Raw genomic sequence first — 14626 nt, 5'->3', positions numbered from 1 at the left:
TCATCGCTTGTCAACCTGCAATAATCCATTGACTGTTCACAAGTCCCATGTTATTTGATTCTTTGGGAAAGAAAGCCTTGACATGACACTAGGACAATCCATATCTCAACGGATTGAGAAGGACAAAAATGCTGGATTTAAAATATATTATCAACCATCTGGACACGGTGCAGAAAGGGATGGAAAAACGGAATGCCCCCATTGACTTTTCAGCCCTTTTTCAAAACGAAGAAAAAAGAAAAAAACTGCTGCTGGAAATTGAGCAGTTGCGCCATCAGCGCAATGTGGTGTCCGATGACATTGCAAAAATGAAACGGGCCGGCCAGGATGCCCAGCCCCGCATCCAAGAGATGCGCACCGTGTCCGAAACCATAAAAAATCTGGACCAGGACCTGGCGGAAGTGGAAACCGCCATCCATTCCTTTTTGATCACCCTGCCCAACCTGCCCCATGACGATGTGCCCAAAGGCCGAGACGATACGGAAAACCGGCTGGAAAGAACCTATGGCACGCCCCGGCAATTTGACTTTGCTGTTCAGGATCATGCCGACATTGGCGAAAACTTAGGGATTCTGGATCTGGGCCGGGCCGCCAAACTGGCGGGTTCGCGATTCCCGCTGTACATGGGATCCGGCGCGCGTCTGGAACGGGCGTTGATCAATTTCATGCTGGACATTCATACCCGGGAACACGGGTATAAGGAAACCCTGCCCCCGTTTATCGTGAACCGCGCCACCATGACCGGCACGGGCCAGCTGCCCAAGTTCGAGGAAGACCTGTTCAAACTGGAAGGGCTGGACTATTTTCTGATTCCCACATCCGAAGTGCCCATGACCAATATCTATGCCGGAGAAATTCTTTCGGAAGCGGATCTGCCCTGTAAATTTACCGCGTACACCCCCTGTTTCCGGTCCGAGGCCGGTTCCTACGGCCGGGATACCAAAGGGCTGATCCGGCAGCACCAGTTCAACAAAGTGGAAATGGTGAAAATCACCACCCCGGAATCTTCATTTGACGAGCTGGAATCCATGCTGGCCAATGCCGAGACCATTCTTCAGCGCCTGGAACTTCCCTATCAGGTTCTGACGCTGTGCACCGGAGATTTGGGTTTTTCCGCCACCAAAACCTATGATATCGAGGTGTGGATGCCGGGACAGGACAAATACAGAGAGATCTCCTCTTGCAGCAACTGCCTGGATTTTCAGGCGCGCCGGGCCAATATCCGCTTTAAGCGGGAAAATGCCAAAAAACCCGAATTCTGCCATACCCTGAACGGGTCCGGCCTGGCCGTGGGCAGAACCTTTGCCGCCATTCTTGAAAACTATCAGCAGCCCGACGGCACGGTCACCATTCCCGAAGCGCTCATCCCTTACATGGGAGGTCAAAAAACGATCCAAAATGAAAACTGATCTGTTTCCAGAACATATCCGGCCCCATCTCATTCCCAAGCCCAAAGGGGAGCTGTATTATCAGTGCCTGGGGTGCGGGGCACAGCATTCCGTGGAAAAACTGCTGTATGTGTGCCCGGAATGCAATGCCGTGCTCATGATCCATAACCGCCACCAGGAAGAACTGCACAAACTGTCCGGCACCTTGTGGCAGCAGATTTTTGACTATCGAAAGATGTTGAAGATCCCTGCGTTGAAAGGGATCTACCGGTATCACGAATTCATCGGCCCCATACTGCCGCTGGAGTCCATTCTCTATCTGGGAGAAGGCCATACCCCGCAGATCGAAGCGTCTGAATTTCTCCAGGAAAAGGTCGGAATCCGGTTTTTTTATAAAAACGACGGCCAGAACCCCAGTGCCTCTTTCAAGGACCGGGGCATGGCATCGGCGTTGTCCAGCATCAAATATCTCATCGACCAGAAACTGGTGTCCGATGTGATTGCCGTGTGCGCCTCCACCGGAGACACCTCGGCGGCGGCCGCGCTGTACGCCTCCTACCTGGGTCCTTTGATCAAGTCGGCGGTGCTGTTGCCCCACAAAAAAGTCACGGCCCAGCAGCTGTCCCAGCCTTTGGGCAGCGGTGCCCGGGTATTTGAAATTCCCGGCGTATTTGATGACTGCATGAAGGTGGTGGAACAACTGTCCACCCGGTACCCCGTGGCATTGCTCAATTCCAAAAATGCCTGGCGGATTCTGGGCCAGGAATCCTATTCCTATGAAATCGCCCAGGACTTTGACTGGGACATGACCCATAAGGCTGTGGTGGTGCCCATTGGCAATGCCGGCAATATTTCCGCGGTCATGAACGGGTTTCTCAAATTTTTCAAAGCCGGGATCATTGACCGGCTGCCCAAAATCATCGGGGTCCAGTCGGAACATGCAGATCCCGTGTATCAGTATTACCTGGAGCCGGACAAAGCCCGGCGGGTGTTCACCCCGGTGGATACCCGGCCCAGTGTGGCCCAGGCCGCCATGATCGGCAACCCCGTATCCATGCCCCGGGTGGTGGCCATTGCCGAAGAATACAACCAGGCTTCAGGACAAAACAATGTGTTTTTTGTCCAGGTCACGGAACAGGCCATCATGGACTGGCAGCTCACGGCCAATCAGAACGGGCATATCGCCTGTACCCAAGGCGGAGAATGCCTGGCCGGGCTTGTCAAAGCCAAGGCCATGGGTCTGATTGCCCTGAATGAAACCGTTGTGCTGGATGCCACGGCCCATGCCATCAAATTTTCCGAGTTCCAGGACCTGTATTTTAAAAACCGGATACCCCGACCTTATCACATCGTGCCGGACCCGGAACGGGTGAACCTGCCGGAACTGGTTTCTCCGGAAAATCCCGATTTGATCCCGTCCCAGGAAAAACGCCTTGAAAAATCAGAATTTGCGCAGTTTGTCCAGGAAATATCTGAAAAAATCGCGCAAAAAATGGACCTGACCCCTGTTGATCCATGAGAATCCCTGTCCCCCCATTCCTGGCATGCGTGATCTGCATATTCCTTGCGCTGACAGGAATGGGCCAGAGCCAGGGTGTTCAACACATAAAAACATCTTATAAACATTATTCCATCTTCAGTTACCAGGGCCAAGATGTCCTGTGTGAACCCTATATTGTCCAAAAAAATGACTGGCTGTATAAAATTTTCAAAAAAAAGGGAGAAATCTCTGAACAGGATTTCCCTTTATTTATTTCCATTTTCAAACAGCTCAACCCCCATATTCACAACATCGATACCATCACCACCGGAGCCCGGATCCTTATTCCCTTAAAAATCACAGACAAAAACGATTACACAGTGGACAGGGAGGGCAATATTAAAATCCCGGTGGTGGAGTTTCATGACACAGTTGAATCTGCAGAATCTCTGGTGTCTTTTTCTGAATATATCATTGCGCCCGGAGACACCATATCTGCATTGCTGGATCCTGTTTTTTTGAACAAGGGCGGCCGCATTACCCGGAAAGGGCAAACACTTTTTTATCAATTAAATCCGCATATCAAAAACATTCACCGGATTCACCCGGGAGACCGGGTAAAAATTCCGGTACCATCCACGCAAAAGATCTCATCAGACCCGCCGCCAACCGATACCCCCCCACCGACAACCACAGCAATCTCTTCCATTCAGTTGCAGCGGTTGCAGGACTATGCAGACGCCATCAACGGCAGATTGATTCATCAGGGAAAATTATATTTTCCCGGAAGAAACGGACAAAAACAAGTTGAGCTGGATCTGTCTGCCACACCGGTGATTGAAACCAAAGAACCCCCAAAAACCGTTCTGATCGTCTCACATCCGTCACCACAAAATCCGCTTCAAAACAAGGCCGTGCGCCAGACGATTTCATCCTACTGGAAACACGTGAAAATCCAACCCATTGAAACGATTTTTCACAAACGGGTTCAGTTGAAGCCACAGCCGTCCTTTCAGGAACATCATTTGTCCAGAGAACAGATATTTCAGATTTTAACCCACGCGGGATACGACTATATCCCCGAAGAAACCATCCGGTTCCATGTGAATCAGATACCGGTTTCCGCCCGGCTGGATCGGGTAAAAATACCCAACCAGCCGGATCTGCTGCTCAATTTCGGCACGGTATACGGCCAGGGGATTGATGCCATTGAACAAATGGCATTTAAAATCGTCTCTTTTTCTTGGAAACAGGATCGCCAAAAACAGATACAACATCTGTTATCCGCACTGGGCTATCAGGTGTGGCACAATCCTTGTTTTACGTATCAGGGGACCGTGGAAACGCTGGCAGGTGTATATGGCGAACAATCATCGAACCGGGTGTTCGTCTCATCATCTCCGATAACACCGGTGATCCGGTCTTTTCTGGAAAGCCGCCAGATTCAACATATCTTTCTTCAACCATGACGTCATTCTACCATCGAGGATACCCTATGAAACAATCACTATGCTGCATTTTTCTGCTTGGTATTTCCATCTGTGCCTGCGTCACTGCGACCAAAGAGGATACCCAACTGGCGGAAGCCATCCAGATACAGGGAGAAGCGTTTCTGATGCAGGGAGACTATACGGCGGCCCTGTCCAGACTGCTGGAAGCCCGCAAAATGCGCCCTGAAGATCCGTATATATTGAACAGCCTGGGGCTGGCCTACATGGGAAAAAACAGGGATGACCTGGCCATTCCCGTTTTCAAGACAGCCCGGGCCCTGAAACCGGATTACACGGAAGCCCTGAACAATCTAGGTGCGGCCCATCTGCGGCAAAAGGAATGGGATTTAGCCATCAAAGCATTTAAAGATGTGCTTGAAGATCTGCTGTATCCCACGCCTCAATTTCCGCTGTCCAATCTGGGAAGGGCCTATCTGGAAAAACAGGATTACATGCAAGCTGAAACCTATTTTTCCCAGGCCCTGGATCTGTCTCCCGGATTTGTGACGGCGGCCCATGGACTGTCTGTGGTGTTTCTTGAAACCGGGCGGGAAAATGATGCCATCGAATTTTTAACGGCCCGGCTTATGGAGAATCCGGAATCCGCGCTTCTGCATGCGGACCTGGCCCGGGCCTATGAGGCAAAAGGATGGACAAATGAAGCCAGGCAGTCCTGGCAGAATGTACTGCATTATGCCCAAAAAAATTCCGAATTAAAAAAAACCGCCGCCAAGCGTCTGTCTGCTTTAGACTAATCTGAACTGCGGGCGGGTTGCCGTTTCTGTTCCAGTTGGACAATGGACGGGGTCAGAAAAATCAGCAGTTCATTTCGATTATCTTCCTTCCGGTTGCTGCCAAAAAGCATATTACCAATGATCGGTATTCCGGACAAAAAAGGCAGGCCATCGTCATTATTGGTATTTGTCGTTTTGACAATTCCTCCGATCACCACGGTGTCATTATCATTTACCAGCAGTTCCGTCTTGGCTTCGTTGGTATTCAGGTAAGGCTCACCCGTTGTGGCGATTCCGGCAACATCATTTTTTGTCAAAAAGACCTGCATGGAAATACGTTCATCCGGGGTCACATGGGGGGTAACGACCAGTTCCAGATTAATTTCTTTGAATTCCGTTGAAACGTCATCATCCTTCACTACCTGAAAGGGATATTCCAACCCCTGTTTTATCCTGGCTTCCTTGTTGTCTAATGTCAATATGCGTGGCGAAGATACGATTTTTACATCGCCTCTTGCCTCGGATGCTGCCAGCTTTGCGTTCAATGCCAGTCGAGAGGCACCAAAGAGCCGGAAAAATGAAAAATCTCCGTTCATCCCACCATCACCGATGGGGGTATTCACGGACACATTCATATCATTGACAAACCCGGAAGAGATCGCGGGATCATTGGTCAGGTTCCAGCCGATGCCGATGTCCCTGGAAAATTCTTTGGTGACTTCCACAATTTTGGCTTCAATCATGATCTGGGGAGTCACGGTATCCAGACGGTAAATCATTTCCTGAATCTGATCCACTTTCTCCCGGGTATCCGTCACAATGACCATATTGCTGCGCTGATCCACGGAAACAGTTCCCCGCTCCGGCGTCAGCAGGGAGGTGATATGCGGTTCAATCTCTGTTTTGGCATTGGAATAGCTGATGGGAATATATTCTGTAATCAAAGGTTCCAGGCTTTTTTTCTGTTCCAGGGCTTTTTTCTGAGCATCAATGGCCTCCTGCTCATCTTTTTCTTCCTGCCTCAATGTCTGAATGGTGGCAATGCGTACCACATCCCCCTCCATTTTTTTGCCCAGTCCGTTCATTTTCAACACCAGGTCCAGCACCTGGTCCCAGGGAACCGGTTTTTCCAGGGTCATGGTGACCTTCCCCTGGACATCCTTGTCCACGGCAAAATTCAATCCACTGACACTCCGAAGTATCCGGAACACATTTTTAATGTCCGTGTCAAAAAAATCCAGCTTGATCTTTTCTCCGGAATATTCGGGCGGATCTGTGTTAATCGCTGCCAGACCGACCGGAGCAGGTTGCTTCAGGGCAGCCGGATTAAAAGCATCTCCAGCTGAGGACACCGGATAAACAGGATCAAATCGCAGAAAAATCCGATTTTCATCCTGGACCACCTGGTAGGGGACTTTTTCCCGGATCCGAATTTCAATTCTTGCATCCGTATCATCAACCGATCCCGGATATGGGGTGACACTGTCAACCGCGGTGCCCGTGTATCGTGTCAGCAAAGGACGCTGCAAAGGCTCAGGTATCCGGGCATTATAAAGAATCAGGTCCAGTTGATCCTCTGTTTTCCAGGCCGTGTCATAGGGCACCGACTCGGTCGTGGTCACCTGTATGTCTGCATAACCGGTTTCATCAGGATTGAATTCAATGTTCGTCACCCGGGCTGGGGATGGTTCGGATGACGGGGCAGACACCTGCGGCAATTGCGTATTCTGGGCGGATGTGTTTATTTCCGGGTTTGATACAGATGCCGTATTGATTCGGGAATCAGGAAGATTCAGCACCACCTGCAACCCGTTTGCTTCTTCCAGCACCTCATAGGCCAGGTCCTGATTCAGCAGCATTTCGAGCCGGATGGTCGTTTTTTCCGTGTCCGCGTATTCGGACCGGATGGCTGCCACGGGGCCGGCAGACGTGCGGGGGGCCACAAAATCCGGGGAAAATACCGTATCCGGCAGATAAACGGCGACGCCTAAGGGAAAATCCTGTTTAATGGAGGTATAGGCCGGCGTTTGCTCGGTTTTAATATGGATGGAAACCTGATCATCAGACGTTGACATTTCCACTTTATGAAGATAATTGACCGGACTGCGGGTGTCATTTTGAATCAAGGTCCCGGTGGATTCCGGTGTCCCGGATTTCAACGATGTGCATCCGGCCCCAAGCACCAGAACCAATATCAGCATCAGCATCCGGTTCAGTCCCCGCTCAATCATGGTGTCACGCTGAAAAAAAGCCATATTATTCCCCATTGTCTGGTTTATGTAGTTTCAATTCCTGAAAACGCTCGGTCACAATTCCTTTGAAATCCGCCACCAATTCTTTCACAACAATGTGGTCCGATTGAATATCCACCACCCGTCCCCCATTTTTTCCCATATAGGTTCCGATTCTGACTTCATAGCCTTTTCCGGTGGCTTCTTCCACCATGGCGATTTTTTTATTTTCTCCAATCACCACTGCCACCAGCCTGATCTGACTTAACGACATCTTTTCAAGAGGCGTGAGAATACGTTGGGGTTTGTCCGGCTCAAGGACTTCGGACGGCCCGGGCGCTTTTTCTTGAATCAACGGCTTAAACGGATCCAATTGGCTTTTGGGTTCATAGCCTTGATCGGTGCCGGCCTGGATATCACTGTTGATTTCTGCGGATTTGTCCAAAACCGGATCCCCGTCAACAGTGCTCTGGTCCGGCATGGCTTCTTCATTCCGGATCTCTTCTTTTTCACCGCTGTCTTTGATTTCACTTTTATTTTCGGGTTCGGCAGACTGGGGCATGGGAAGAAGTATCACTGCCGGCTTTTTTTCAAGTTCCCGGGCAATCGAATGTTCGCATACCCCCCCCAGCAGGAACAATCCCGCGATCAAACAGCCCATCCATTTTTTTAGCTGGTGTTTCATTTTCTCCTGATATCAGCCTTTTTTCTTTTTTGGGTCTTGCTGCCCTGCCTCATCCGCTTCCACAAACATATAGGTCACCGCATTACAGGTCATATCGATCAGCCCGGATGCTGATTTGTTCCGCCTCAAGTCAATGTTTTTGATATTCACAATCCGGTTCAGCCGTGACACCTGAAAAAAGAAATCCGCTATCTGAAGATAACTGCCTTCCATTTTCATGGCTAAAGGTATTTCCTTGTAAAAATCTCTGGTAACAGGCGCGCCCGGCTGAAACAGCTGAATATTGAGGCCTGCACTGCTGCCGGCATTGGAAACACTTTTCAACAAAGACGGCACTTCCTTTTTATCCGGCAGGGCCCGGGTCGCAATATAAAAGGCCTCTTCCACCCGGGCCATCTTTTCTTCCCATTCTGTTAAAGATCTGGCCTGTTGTCTGACAATCGTCAATTGACTGGTCCGGGCATCCAGTGTTTGCGAGGCCTGTTTCAACTGCGTCTGTATGGGCATGAAGAAAAAATAATAATACGCCCCGCCGATCAGTGCCAGTGTCCCCAGACAGATGAACAACCGGTTCCGGCGGCTCAGTTTTCCCACCCGGTCAAAAAAAACAGTTGTTTTTTGTCCGATCAAAGACCTTGGCGTTTCTTTATTTTTCTTTTGTGCCATTATTTTCCCTCTTTATTTTGGGTATCCGGCGCCAAAGGCTGCTTTCGGCATTTCAATTCAAATGCCTTTAAATTCATATTTCCGTCAAATCGTTTACTCACGGTCTGTTTCAGATCAATCTCCTGAAACAGATTCGAAGATTCCAGCTGTTTCATAAAATCGGCAATGGTGGGATTATCAAACGCAATACCTGTCAGGGTGACAGCACTTTCATCCGCATGGATACTTTCGAGCCACATTTTTTCCGGTATCATGCGCGACTGGAGATCTTCTACCAACCGCAGCTGTTCATCGCGTTTAAACTGAAGGGACTCAATGATTTTTAATTTGTCTTCCAGGATTTTGAACCGTTTTTTAATATCTTTGACCTGGTCCGCCTTTTTTTTATACACTGAAATTTCAGCATCCAGCCGTTGGATTTCACTTTGTTTTTGTGTCATCCGCCTGTCGATCCCCAGGGTATACCAGGTCAGACCCACGATCACCAGAATCACGGACAACAGAAATATCGACACCTGCTGACGGATATTTTCCCGTTTTCTGGCCACCCTGAACGGCAGCAGATTGATGCGTATCATTTGTCATCCACCCGGCGCAGGGCAAGCCCTAAAGCAATCGGTGCCAGAGGCCCCACCTGGGATATGTATGCCGCAGAAAACTTTTTTTCATCCAGTTCCAGCCCGGCAAACGGTTCGATAATAGACACCCTGGCATCCAGTTGGGTTTCCAGACGTTCCAGAAACGGTTGAATGTAGGAACCACCGCCGCTGATAACGATGTTGGTGATCCGGTCCTCCTGGACATTGCTTAAAAACGCATGAACCACATCTGAAATCTCCGAACACCAGACATCTGCCGCTTCCTGGAAAATGGCGGCCACAATTTCGGGATCCGGGGCTTTTGATACCGGGGCCTGCAAAATTTGTTCTGCGGACAGAAAATCGGTTTCAAACCGTTCGGCAATCTCCCGAATGATCTGAAAGGTCCCGGATCCATTATCCTGCATGATCATGGAAATATTGTTTTTAAGAATATTCAAAGATGTTTTTGAAGCCCCCACATCCAGCAGCAATGTCAGATCTTCCGGATCCAGGCCGGGCAGGGTTTCATAAATGTTTTGCAACGCAAAGGTATCCACGTCAATGATACTGGCATTGAGACCTGCCATGTCCGTTAAGGCCATGTATTCCTCCACCAGATCTTTTTTCACCGCCACCAGCATCACATTGATCTGTTCGGATGAAAATTCACTTTCTCCCATGATCTGGTAATCGGTATTCACATCTTCAATATCATACGGGATATACTGTTCCGCCTCAGCCACAATGGTCTGTTGAAGATCTTTTTCCGGCACTTTGGTTGTATTGATGGTTTTAATGACCACGGACTGCCCTCCGGTGGAAATAGCCACGTTTTTCTCCCGGATCTTCAAGGATTTGAACAAGGTCCGGATGGTATCGGCCACTTCCGGCATATCCATGATCCGGCCGTCCTCAATTGCGCCGGGCGCCACCGGTATCATACCGAATTTTTTCAGGACATTACCTTTTTTGGATATCTGTATTTCAGCAGCCTTGATGGTGGCAGATCCGATATCCAGCCCCACAAGATGATCTTTTCTGTTAAATCCCATTACCCTGTTGTCCTTGCATCCATTATATCAGATTCCTTTATGGTTCAGGGCTTTCCTTGTTTTGTATTGATAACCCAGGATATTTTCACTATAATCTGCTATGATATGTATTGAAAGTCAAGTATTATCATATATTTCATAAAGTTGAAATAAACATAACCCAATAATTTTGTCAAATCGGAAAAAATCCAATGATTGACAGACTGCAGGACGTCTTGTGAAAAATTTGTTTTCATCGCCCCCCTTTCTTCAAAAGGAAAGACCGTTTGTTCTGGTCAAAGCGTTTACCATCGCCAGCCTGATCGTCATGCTGGCGGCAACCGTCTTTATTGCCGCACTCAATGCTCACTGGGTCAGAAACCTGCTTCTGGAAAAAAGCAAAGAGTACAATTCTTTGCTGGTGGAAAATCTGAATCACCAGATTTTTTTGAGGTTTGCCGCACCCGTGGCATTTAAATACGGCGAGATTAAACTCCGGGAACCGGAGCAGAGCCGGCTTCTGGATGCGGTAATCACTTCCACCCTGCACAGTTTCCACGTGGAAATGGTCAATATTTACGGCACCGACAACATCATTGGTTACAGTTTTGACAAAGAACAGGTCGGCAGAGAAGATGCCGGCGGGGTGATGTATGAACAGGCCATGCAGAAAGAAGCCACATCCAAATTGATTCAAAAAGGCAGTTTTCTGGAACTGCTGTTCTGGTTTCCCGAAGAAACCAAAATTGTGACCTTTGCCCCGCTGGTTCAGGAAATGCAGCTTTCCCGACACGAGGAAAAAGAGGTGATCGGCGTCATTGAAATCGTTCGGGATATCTCCCATGACTATCATCAGTTGTTCAAGTTGCAGGGCATGATTGTGGCGTCGTGTGCCGGAGTCATGGGCCTTTTATTCATTGTGTTGCGGTTTGTGGTCAAACAAGGGGAAACAATCATTGAAGAACGGGCTGAAGAAAGGTTGCGGCTGGAAGAAAAACTTCGCAAGGCAGCGCATCTGTCCGCCATCGGAGAAATGACCGCCGGTGTTTCCCATGAAATCAGAAACCCTTTGGGGATTATCAAAAGCTCGGCCCAGCTCATGAAAAAGAAAATGGACAAGCTGGAAGTGCACTCCACGATTCCGGATATCATCATTGAAGAATCCCAGCGTCTCAATAATATTATCACCGATTTTCTGGATTTTGCCAGACCCAGGCAGGCGGATTTGCGCCCCTGTGATATCAATGACATTATAAATAAAAACCTGTCCTTTCTGGAGACTCAGATCCAGGATCAGGAAATCATCATTCACAAGGCATTCCACGACCATCTGCCCGGCATATCCGCTGATCCGGACATGCTGTACCAGGCGTTTTTAAACATTCTGCTCAATTGTTTTCAGTCCGTGGGAAAAAACGGTGCCATCACCATTGTGACCGATTATGATGCCCGGCGTGTATTTATTTCATTTGCAGACAACGGCCCGGGTATCGATGAAGACACGCTTGAAAAAATCTGGACCCCGTTTTTCACCACCAAAGATACAGGCACCGGTCTGGGCCTGGGTATTGTTAAAAATATCATCGAGGCCCACAACGGCACCATCCGCATATCCAACGGCAAACCCACCGGTGCCGTGGTTGACATTGCGCTGCCGATTTAGGAGAATCCCCCTATGGAAACCATACTGATTGTTGATGATGAAAAACATTATCGTCTCATTTTAAGTGAAGTGCTTGAAGAAGAAGGGTATCATTCTTTCACCGCCGCCAGCGGCATGGAGGCCCTGGATCTTTTGAAATCCCAGATCATTGATGTGGTTTTGACCGATGTCAAAATGCCGGGCATGACCGGTATCGATCTGCTGGAAAAAATCAAGGAGATCAATCCGGAGCTGCCGGTCATCATCATGACCGCTTTCGGCAGCGTTGAAAAGGCCGTGGAAGCCATGCAAAAAGGGGCGTATACATTCATTCTCAAACCGTTTGAAAATGAAGCCCTGATCGCCCACATCGCCAAATCCATTTCCATGTACCGGATTGTCCAGGAAAACGCCCTTCTCAGGGATGCGGTTCAGACCCGGTATCAGTTCGACAATATCATCGGCAAAAGCAAACCCATGCAGAAATTGTACGAAATCATCCGAAAAGTGGCGCCCACCAATGCCACAGTGCTGATTGAAGGGGAAAGCGGCACGGGCAAGGAAATGGTGGCCCGATCCATCCATTACAACAGTCTTCGCAAGGATCACCCCATGGTGGCGGTCAACTGTGCCGCCTTTGCGGAATCTTTACTGGAAAGCGAGCTGTTCGGTCATGAAAAAGGGGCGTTCACCGGCGCTGCAGCATTGAAAAAAGGGCGGTTTGAGCTCGCGGACAAAGGCACTTTGTTTCTGGATGAAATCGGGGAACTGTCCATGCCCCTTCAGGTGAAACTGCTGCGGGTCCTCCAGGAAAGAACCATTGAACGGGTCGGGGGAACCACCCCGATTCCAGTGGATTTCCGGCTCATTGCCGCCACCAATAAAACCCTTGAAGATGAGGTGGCCAACAATCATTTCAGGGAAGATCTGTATTATCGATTGAATGTGGTCAAAGCGGTCATCCCCCCTTTGCGCGAACGCCCGGAGGACATCCCGCTGCTCATGAACCATTTTATTGAAAAATTCACCCGGGAATCCAGCACCGTCAACCGGGTGAAAGGCTTCAACAAAGAGGCGGCCCGGATTCTGTGCGATCATTTATGGAACGGCAATGTCAGGGAACTTGAAAATGTGATTGAACGATCCGTGATCCTGGCATCCAAAGAAGTGATCACTCCGGCAGATCTGCCGCCCCGGATGCGTGAAACACCGGAGAATACCCTGGATCTGGAGGGTATCCCCGAAGGCGTGGGCCTTGTGGAAACCCTTGCCGCTGTTGAAAAACGCATGATTATACGGGCCATGACCCTGTCAGGAAATGTTCAGACCAAAGCGGCCCGGATTCTGGGCATTGGAAAAAGCGGGCTGAACCAGAAATTAAAAAAATACAACCTGGACAAGGAACTCAATATCGACGGAAACTGAAAACCGGCACTGACATTGCCAGTACCGGTTTTCAGTTGTTTTTTGTTTCAGCCGCTCTTATTGAACCGTAACTGTTTCCGTCATGCTTTGGGCCAAATCCGCATAAATGGAATTTTCATGTTCCCGGGCAATCAAATCATACATTTTCCGGCTGTTTGAATCCTCCTGGCGGGCTTCATAAATTTTTGCCAGTATAAAGCGGGCCTCATCTTTAAGCAGATCTGATTCACCGGTTTCAATCTGCATAAAATAAGGTACCGCCGCATCTGGATTATTTTTCGCCAGCTGAACATGACCCAGGGATGACAGCAGAAAATTACCTATCCCCGCCTGGCCGCCATACACATCATATGCTTTTTCAAACCATTTTTCAGCTTCATCATACTGTCCGGCTTCCATGCAGATACGGGCAAACCGGACAAGGGCCATCCGGCCGGCATCCGTGTTGCCGTAATCAGTAAGCACGGTCTGAAAATCATCCTTGACCGCCTGATATGCTGCGTCGGGATCTTCTGCCAGGTTTCTGTACACGGTCATTGCTCTGGCCACCCGGTCGGAAGCACTGTTTTCAGACCGTTTAAAACTGGTGAGAACCCCGGCAAAAACAATGGCCACCACCACCACGGCACCTGCAATATACAACAATTGTTTTTTGTAGTAGCTTGCAAAATCCAGTGCTTTCAATATATTTCTCTGCAATGGATCCAGCTGCCTCAACTCTTTTTTCCGCTCATTGGATACGCGCTGTGCTGCCATAAATTTTCACCTGTATTTAAAAAATAATAAGTAACAATGCCATTACCAGACAAGGGTATGGTAAATCCATCCTTTTTCACCATCTGCATGCTCGATATGTATCCAGTCTCCCTGGCGTTTGATCACTTTGAACGGCACCCCTCTTTCCACCGTGAACAGAACACGGCTGTCCGTCGTGGGTTCTGCGCGGACATTGCAGTTGGTTCTGTTGGTGATCACCCCTTCCACGCTTGTCAGAAGCGATGCATGAATCCAGGCCATGTCCCCTTCAAAATCCTTGATCTTGACCCAGGTATCTTTCTTTTCCACCACCATGAACGGGTGATATTTTTCCACCTGCCAGAGAACCTCATGGCCGGTCCCCGGGCCGGAACGCATATTGGCGATGCTGGCTTTAACCGTGAGTCGTTCGGCAGCGGCCGCATTTTCCGGTCCCGGGCAAATCCATGCCATGACCATGATCATCCCTGCACACACCCATGGTAAGATGCATGATTTTTTTTTCATATCGTTCCCT

Annotated in this window: 13 protein-coding genes; 6 read left to right on the top strand and 7 right to left on the bottom strand. The window is 49.1% G+C overall.

The features are described from left to right. Nucleotides 1-128 precede the first annotated feature (128 nt). Genes serS through DPO_RS16730 form a run of 4 tightly spaced genes read left to right on the top strand, consistent with a single transcriptional unit; the run spans nucleotide 129 to nucleotide 5113 of the window. Entirely contained in the window at nucleotides 129-1409 is a 1281-nt protein-coding gene (serS, locus tag DPO_RS16745) for a serine--tRNA ligase (RefSeq protein WP_006967410.1), read from the top strand. Next, nucleotides 1399-2907: a threonine synthase gene (gene thrC / locus DPO_RS16740; RefSeq protein WP_006967408.1), complete on the top strand. Its 1509-nt coding sequence runs from the start codon at nucleotides 1399-1401 to the stop codon at nucleotides 2905-2907. The genes serS and thrC overlap by 11 nt, the downstream gene beginning before the upstream one ends. A gap of 29 nt (nucleotides 2908-2936) precedes the next feature. Further along, nucleotides 2937-4337: a LysM peptidoglycan-binding domain-containing protein gene (locus DPO_RS16735; protein ID WP_160166926.1), complete on the top strand. Its 1401-nt coding sequence runs from the start codon at nucleotides 2937-2939 to the stop codon at nucleotides 4335-4337. Between the two features lie 26 nt (nucleotides 4338-4363). Next, nucleotides 4364-5113, top strand: a complete 750-nt coding sequence (locus DPO_RS16730) for a tetratricopeptide repeat protein (RefSeq protein WP_006967404.1) — start codon at nucleotides 4364-4366, stop codon at nucleotides 5111-5113. Here DPO_RS16730 and DPO_RS16725 read toward each other — a convergent pair. Genes DPO_RS16725 through pilM form a run of 5 tightly spaced genes read right to left on the bottom strand, consistent with a single transcriptional unit; the run spans nucleotide 5110 to nucleotide 10307 of the window. After that, the gene (locus tag DPO_RS16725) at nucleotides 5110-7347 is read right to left on the bottom strand and encodes a type IV pilus secretin PilQ (RefSeq protein ID WP_006967402.1); all 2238 of its coding nucleotides are present in this window, start codon (nucleotides 7345-7347) and stop codon (nucleotides 5110-5112) included. The two genes, DPO_RS16730 and DPO_RS16725, sit on opposite strands and share 4 nt — an antisense overlap. A gap of 1 nt (nucleotide 7348) precedes the next feature. Continuing rightward, nucleotides 7349-8008 carry a pilus assembly protein PilP gene (locus DPO_RS24080; RefSeq protein WP_006967401.1) on the bottom strand — a complete coding sequence of 220 codons (660 nt, stop codon included), beginning with the start codon at nucleotides 8006-8008 and terminating at the stop codon, nucleotides 7349-7351. A gap of 12 nt (nucleotides 8009-8020) precedes the next feature. Next, on the bottom strand, nucleotides 8021-8674 hold the full coding sequence (locus DPO_RS16715) for a type IV pilus inner membrane component PilO (protein ID WP_006967400.1): 654 nt from the start codon (nucleotides 8672-8674) through the stop codon (nucleotides 8021-8023). Then, a complete protein-coding gene (locus tag DPO_RS16710; protein WP_006967398.1) occupies nucleotides 8674-9252 on the bottom strand; it encodes a PilN domain-containing protein in 579 nt (192 codons plus the stop codon). Before DPO_RS16710 ends, DPO_RS16715 begins: the two co-directional genes overlap by 1 nt. Then, a complete protein-coding gene (gene pilM, locus DPO_RS16705) occupies nucleotides 9249-10307 on the bottom strand; it encodes a type IV pilus assembly protein PilM (RefSeq protein ID WP_006967395.1) in 1059 nt (352 codons plus the stop codon). Before pilM ends, DPO_RS16710 begins: the two co-directional genes overlap by 4 nt. A 217-nt stretch (nucleotides 10308-10524) precedes the next feature. Here pilM and DPO_RS16700 point away from each other — a divergent pair, with 217 nt between their 5' ends. Beyond that, nucleotides 10525-11949 carry a two-component system sensor histidine kinase NtrB gene (locus tag DPO_RS16700; RefSeq protein ID WP_006967393.1) on the top strand — a complete coding sequence of 475 codons (1425 nt, stop codon included), beginning with the start codon at nucleotides 10525-10527 and terminating at the stop codon, nucleotides 11947-11949. Nucleotides 11950-11961: 12 nt separating this feature from the next. Then, nucleotides 11962-13353 (top strand): sigma-54-dependent transcriptional regulator, encoded by a 1392-nt coding sequence (locus DPO_RS16695; RefSeq protein ID WP_006967392.1) that lies wholly within the window; start codon nucleotides 11962-11964, stop codon nucleotides 13351-13353. Nucleotides 13354-13410: 57 nt separating this feature from the next. Here the strand turns inward: DPO_RS16695 and DPO_RS16690 are convergent, their stop codons facing one another. Then, complete coding sequence (locus DPO_RS16690) at nucleotides 13411-14109, bottom strand: tetratricopeptide repeat protein (protein ID WP_006967389.1); 699 nt, start codon at nucleotides 14107-14109, stop codon at nucleotides 13411-13413. Between the two features lie 42 nt (nucleotides 14110-14151). Further along, on the bottom strand, nucleotides 14152-14616 hold the full coding sequence (locus DPO_RS16685) for an SH3 domain-containing protein (RefSeq protein WP_006967386.1): 465 nt from the start codon (nucleotides 14614-14616) through the stop codon (nucleotides 14152-14154). Nucleotides 14617-14626 lie beyond the last annotated feature (10 nt).

This window comes from Desulfotignum phosphitoxidans DSM 13687, assembly GCF_000350545.1.
Taxonomy (GTDB): Bacteria; Desulfobacterota; Desulfobacteria; order Desulfobacterales; family Desulfobacteraceae; genus Desulfotignum; species Desulfotignum phosphitoxidans.
The sequence above is the reverse complement of the archived record's forward strand: the minus strand, read 5'-3'. Positions and strand labels throughout refer to the sequence as shown.

Coding starts and splice junctions, on each gene's coding strand:
- serS (WP_006967410.1), top strand. CDS start 129: ATGCTGGATTTAAAATATATTATCAACCATCTGGACACGGTGCAGAAA.
- thrC (WP_006967408.1), top strand. CDS start 1,399: ATGAAAACTGATCTGTTTCCAGAACATATCCGGCCCCATCTCATTCCC.
- DPO_RS16730 (WP_006967404.1), top strand. CDS start 4,364: ATGAAACAATCACTATGCTGCATTTTTCTGCTTGGTATTTCCATCTGT.
- DPO_RS16725 (WP_006967402.1), bottom strand. CDS start 7,347: ATGGCTTTTTTTCAGCGTGACACCATGATTGAGCGGGGACTGAACCGG.
- DPO_RS24080 (WP_006967401.1), bottom strand. CDS start 8,008: ATGAAACACCAGCTAAAAAAATGGATGGGCTGTTTGATCGCGGGATTG.
- DPO_RS16715 (WP_006967400.1), bottom strand. CDS start 8,674: ATGGCACAAAAGAAAAATAAAGAAACGCCAAGGTCTTTGATCGGACAA.
- DPO_RS16710 (WP_006967398.1), bottom strand. CDS start 9,252: ATGATACGCATCAATCTGCTGCCGTTCAGGGTGGCCAGAAAACGGGAA.
- pilM (WP_006967395.1), bottom strand. CDS start 10,307: ATGGGATTTAACAGAAAAGATCATCTTGTGGGGCTGGATATCGGATCT.
- DPO_RS16695 (WP_006967392.1), top strand. CDS start 11,962: ATGGAAACCATACTGATTGTTGATGATGAAAAACATTATCGTCTCATT.
- DPO_RS16690 (WP_006967389.1), bottom strand. CDS start 14,109: ATGGCAGCACAGCGCGTATCCAATGAGCGGAAAAAAGAGTTGAGGCAG.
- DPO_RS16685 (WP_006967386.1), bottom strand. CDS start 14,616: ATGAAAAAAAAATCATGCATCTTACCATGGGTGTGTGCAGGGATGATC.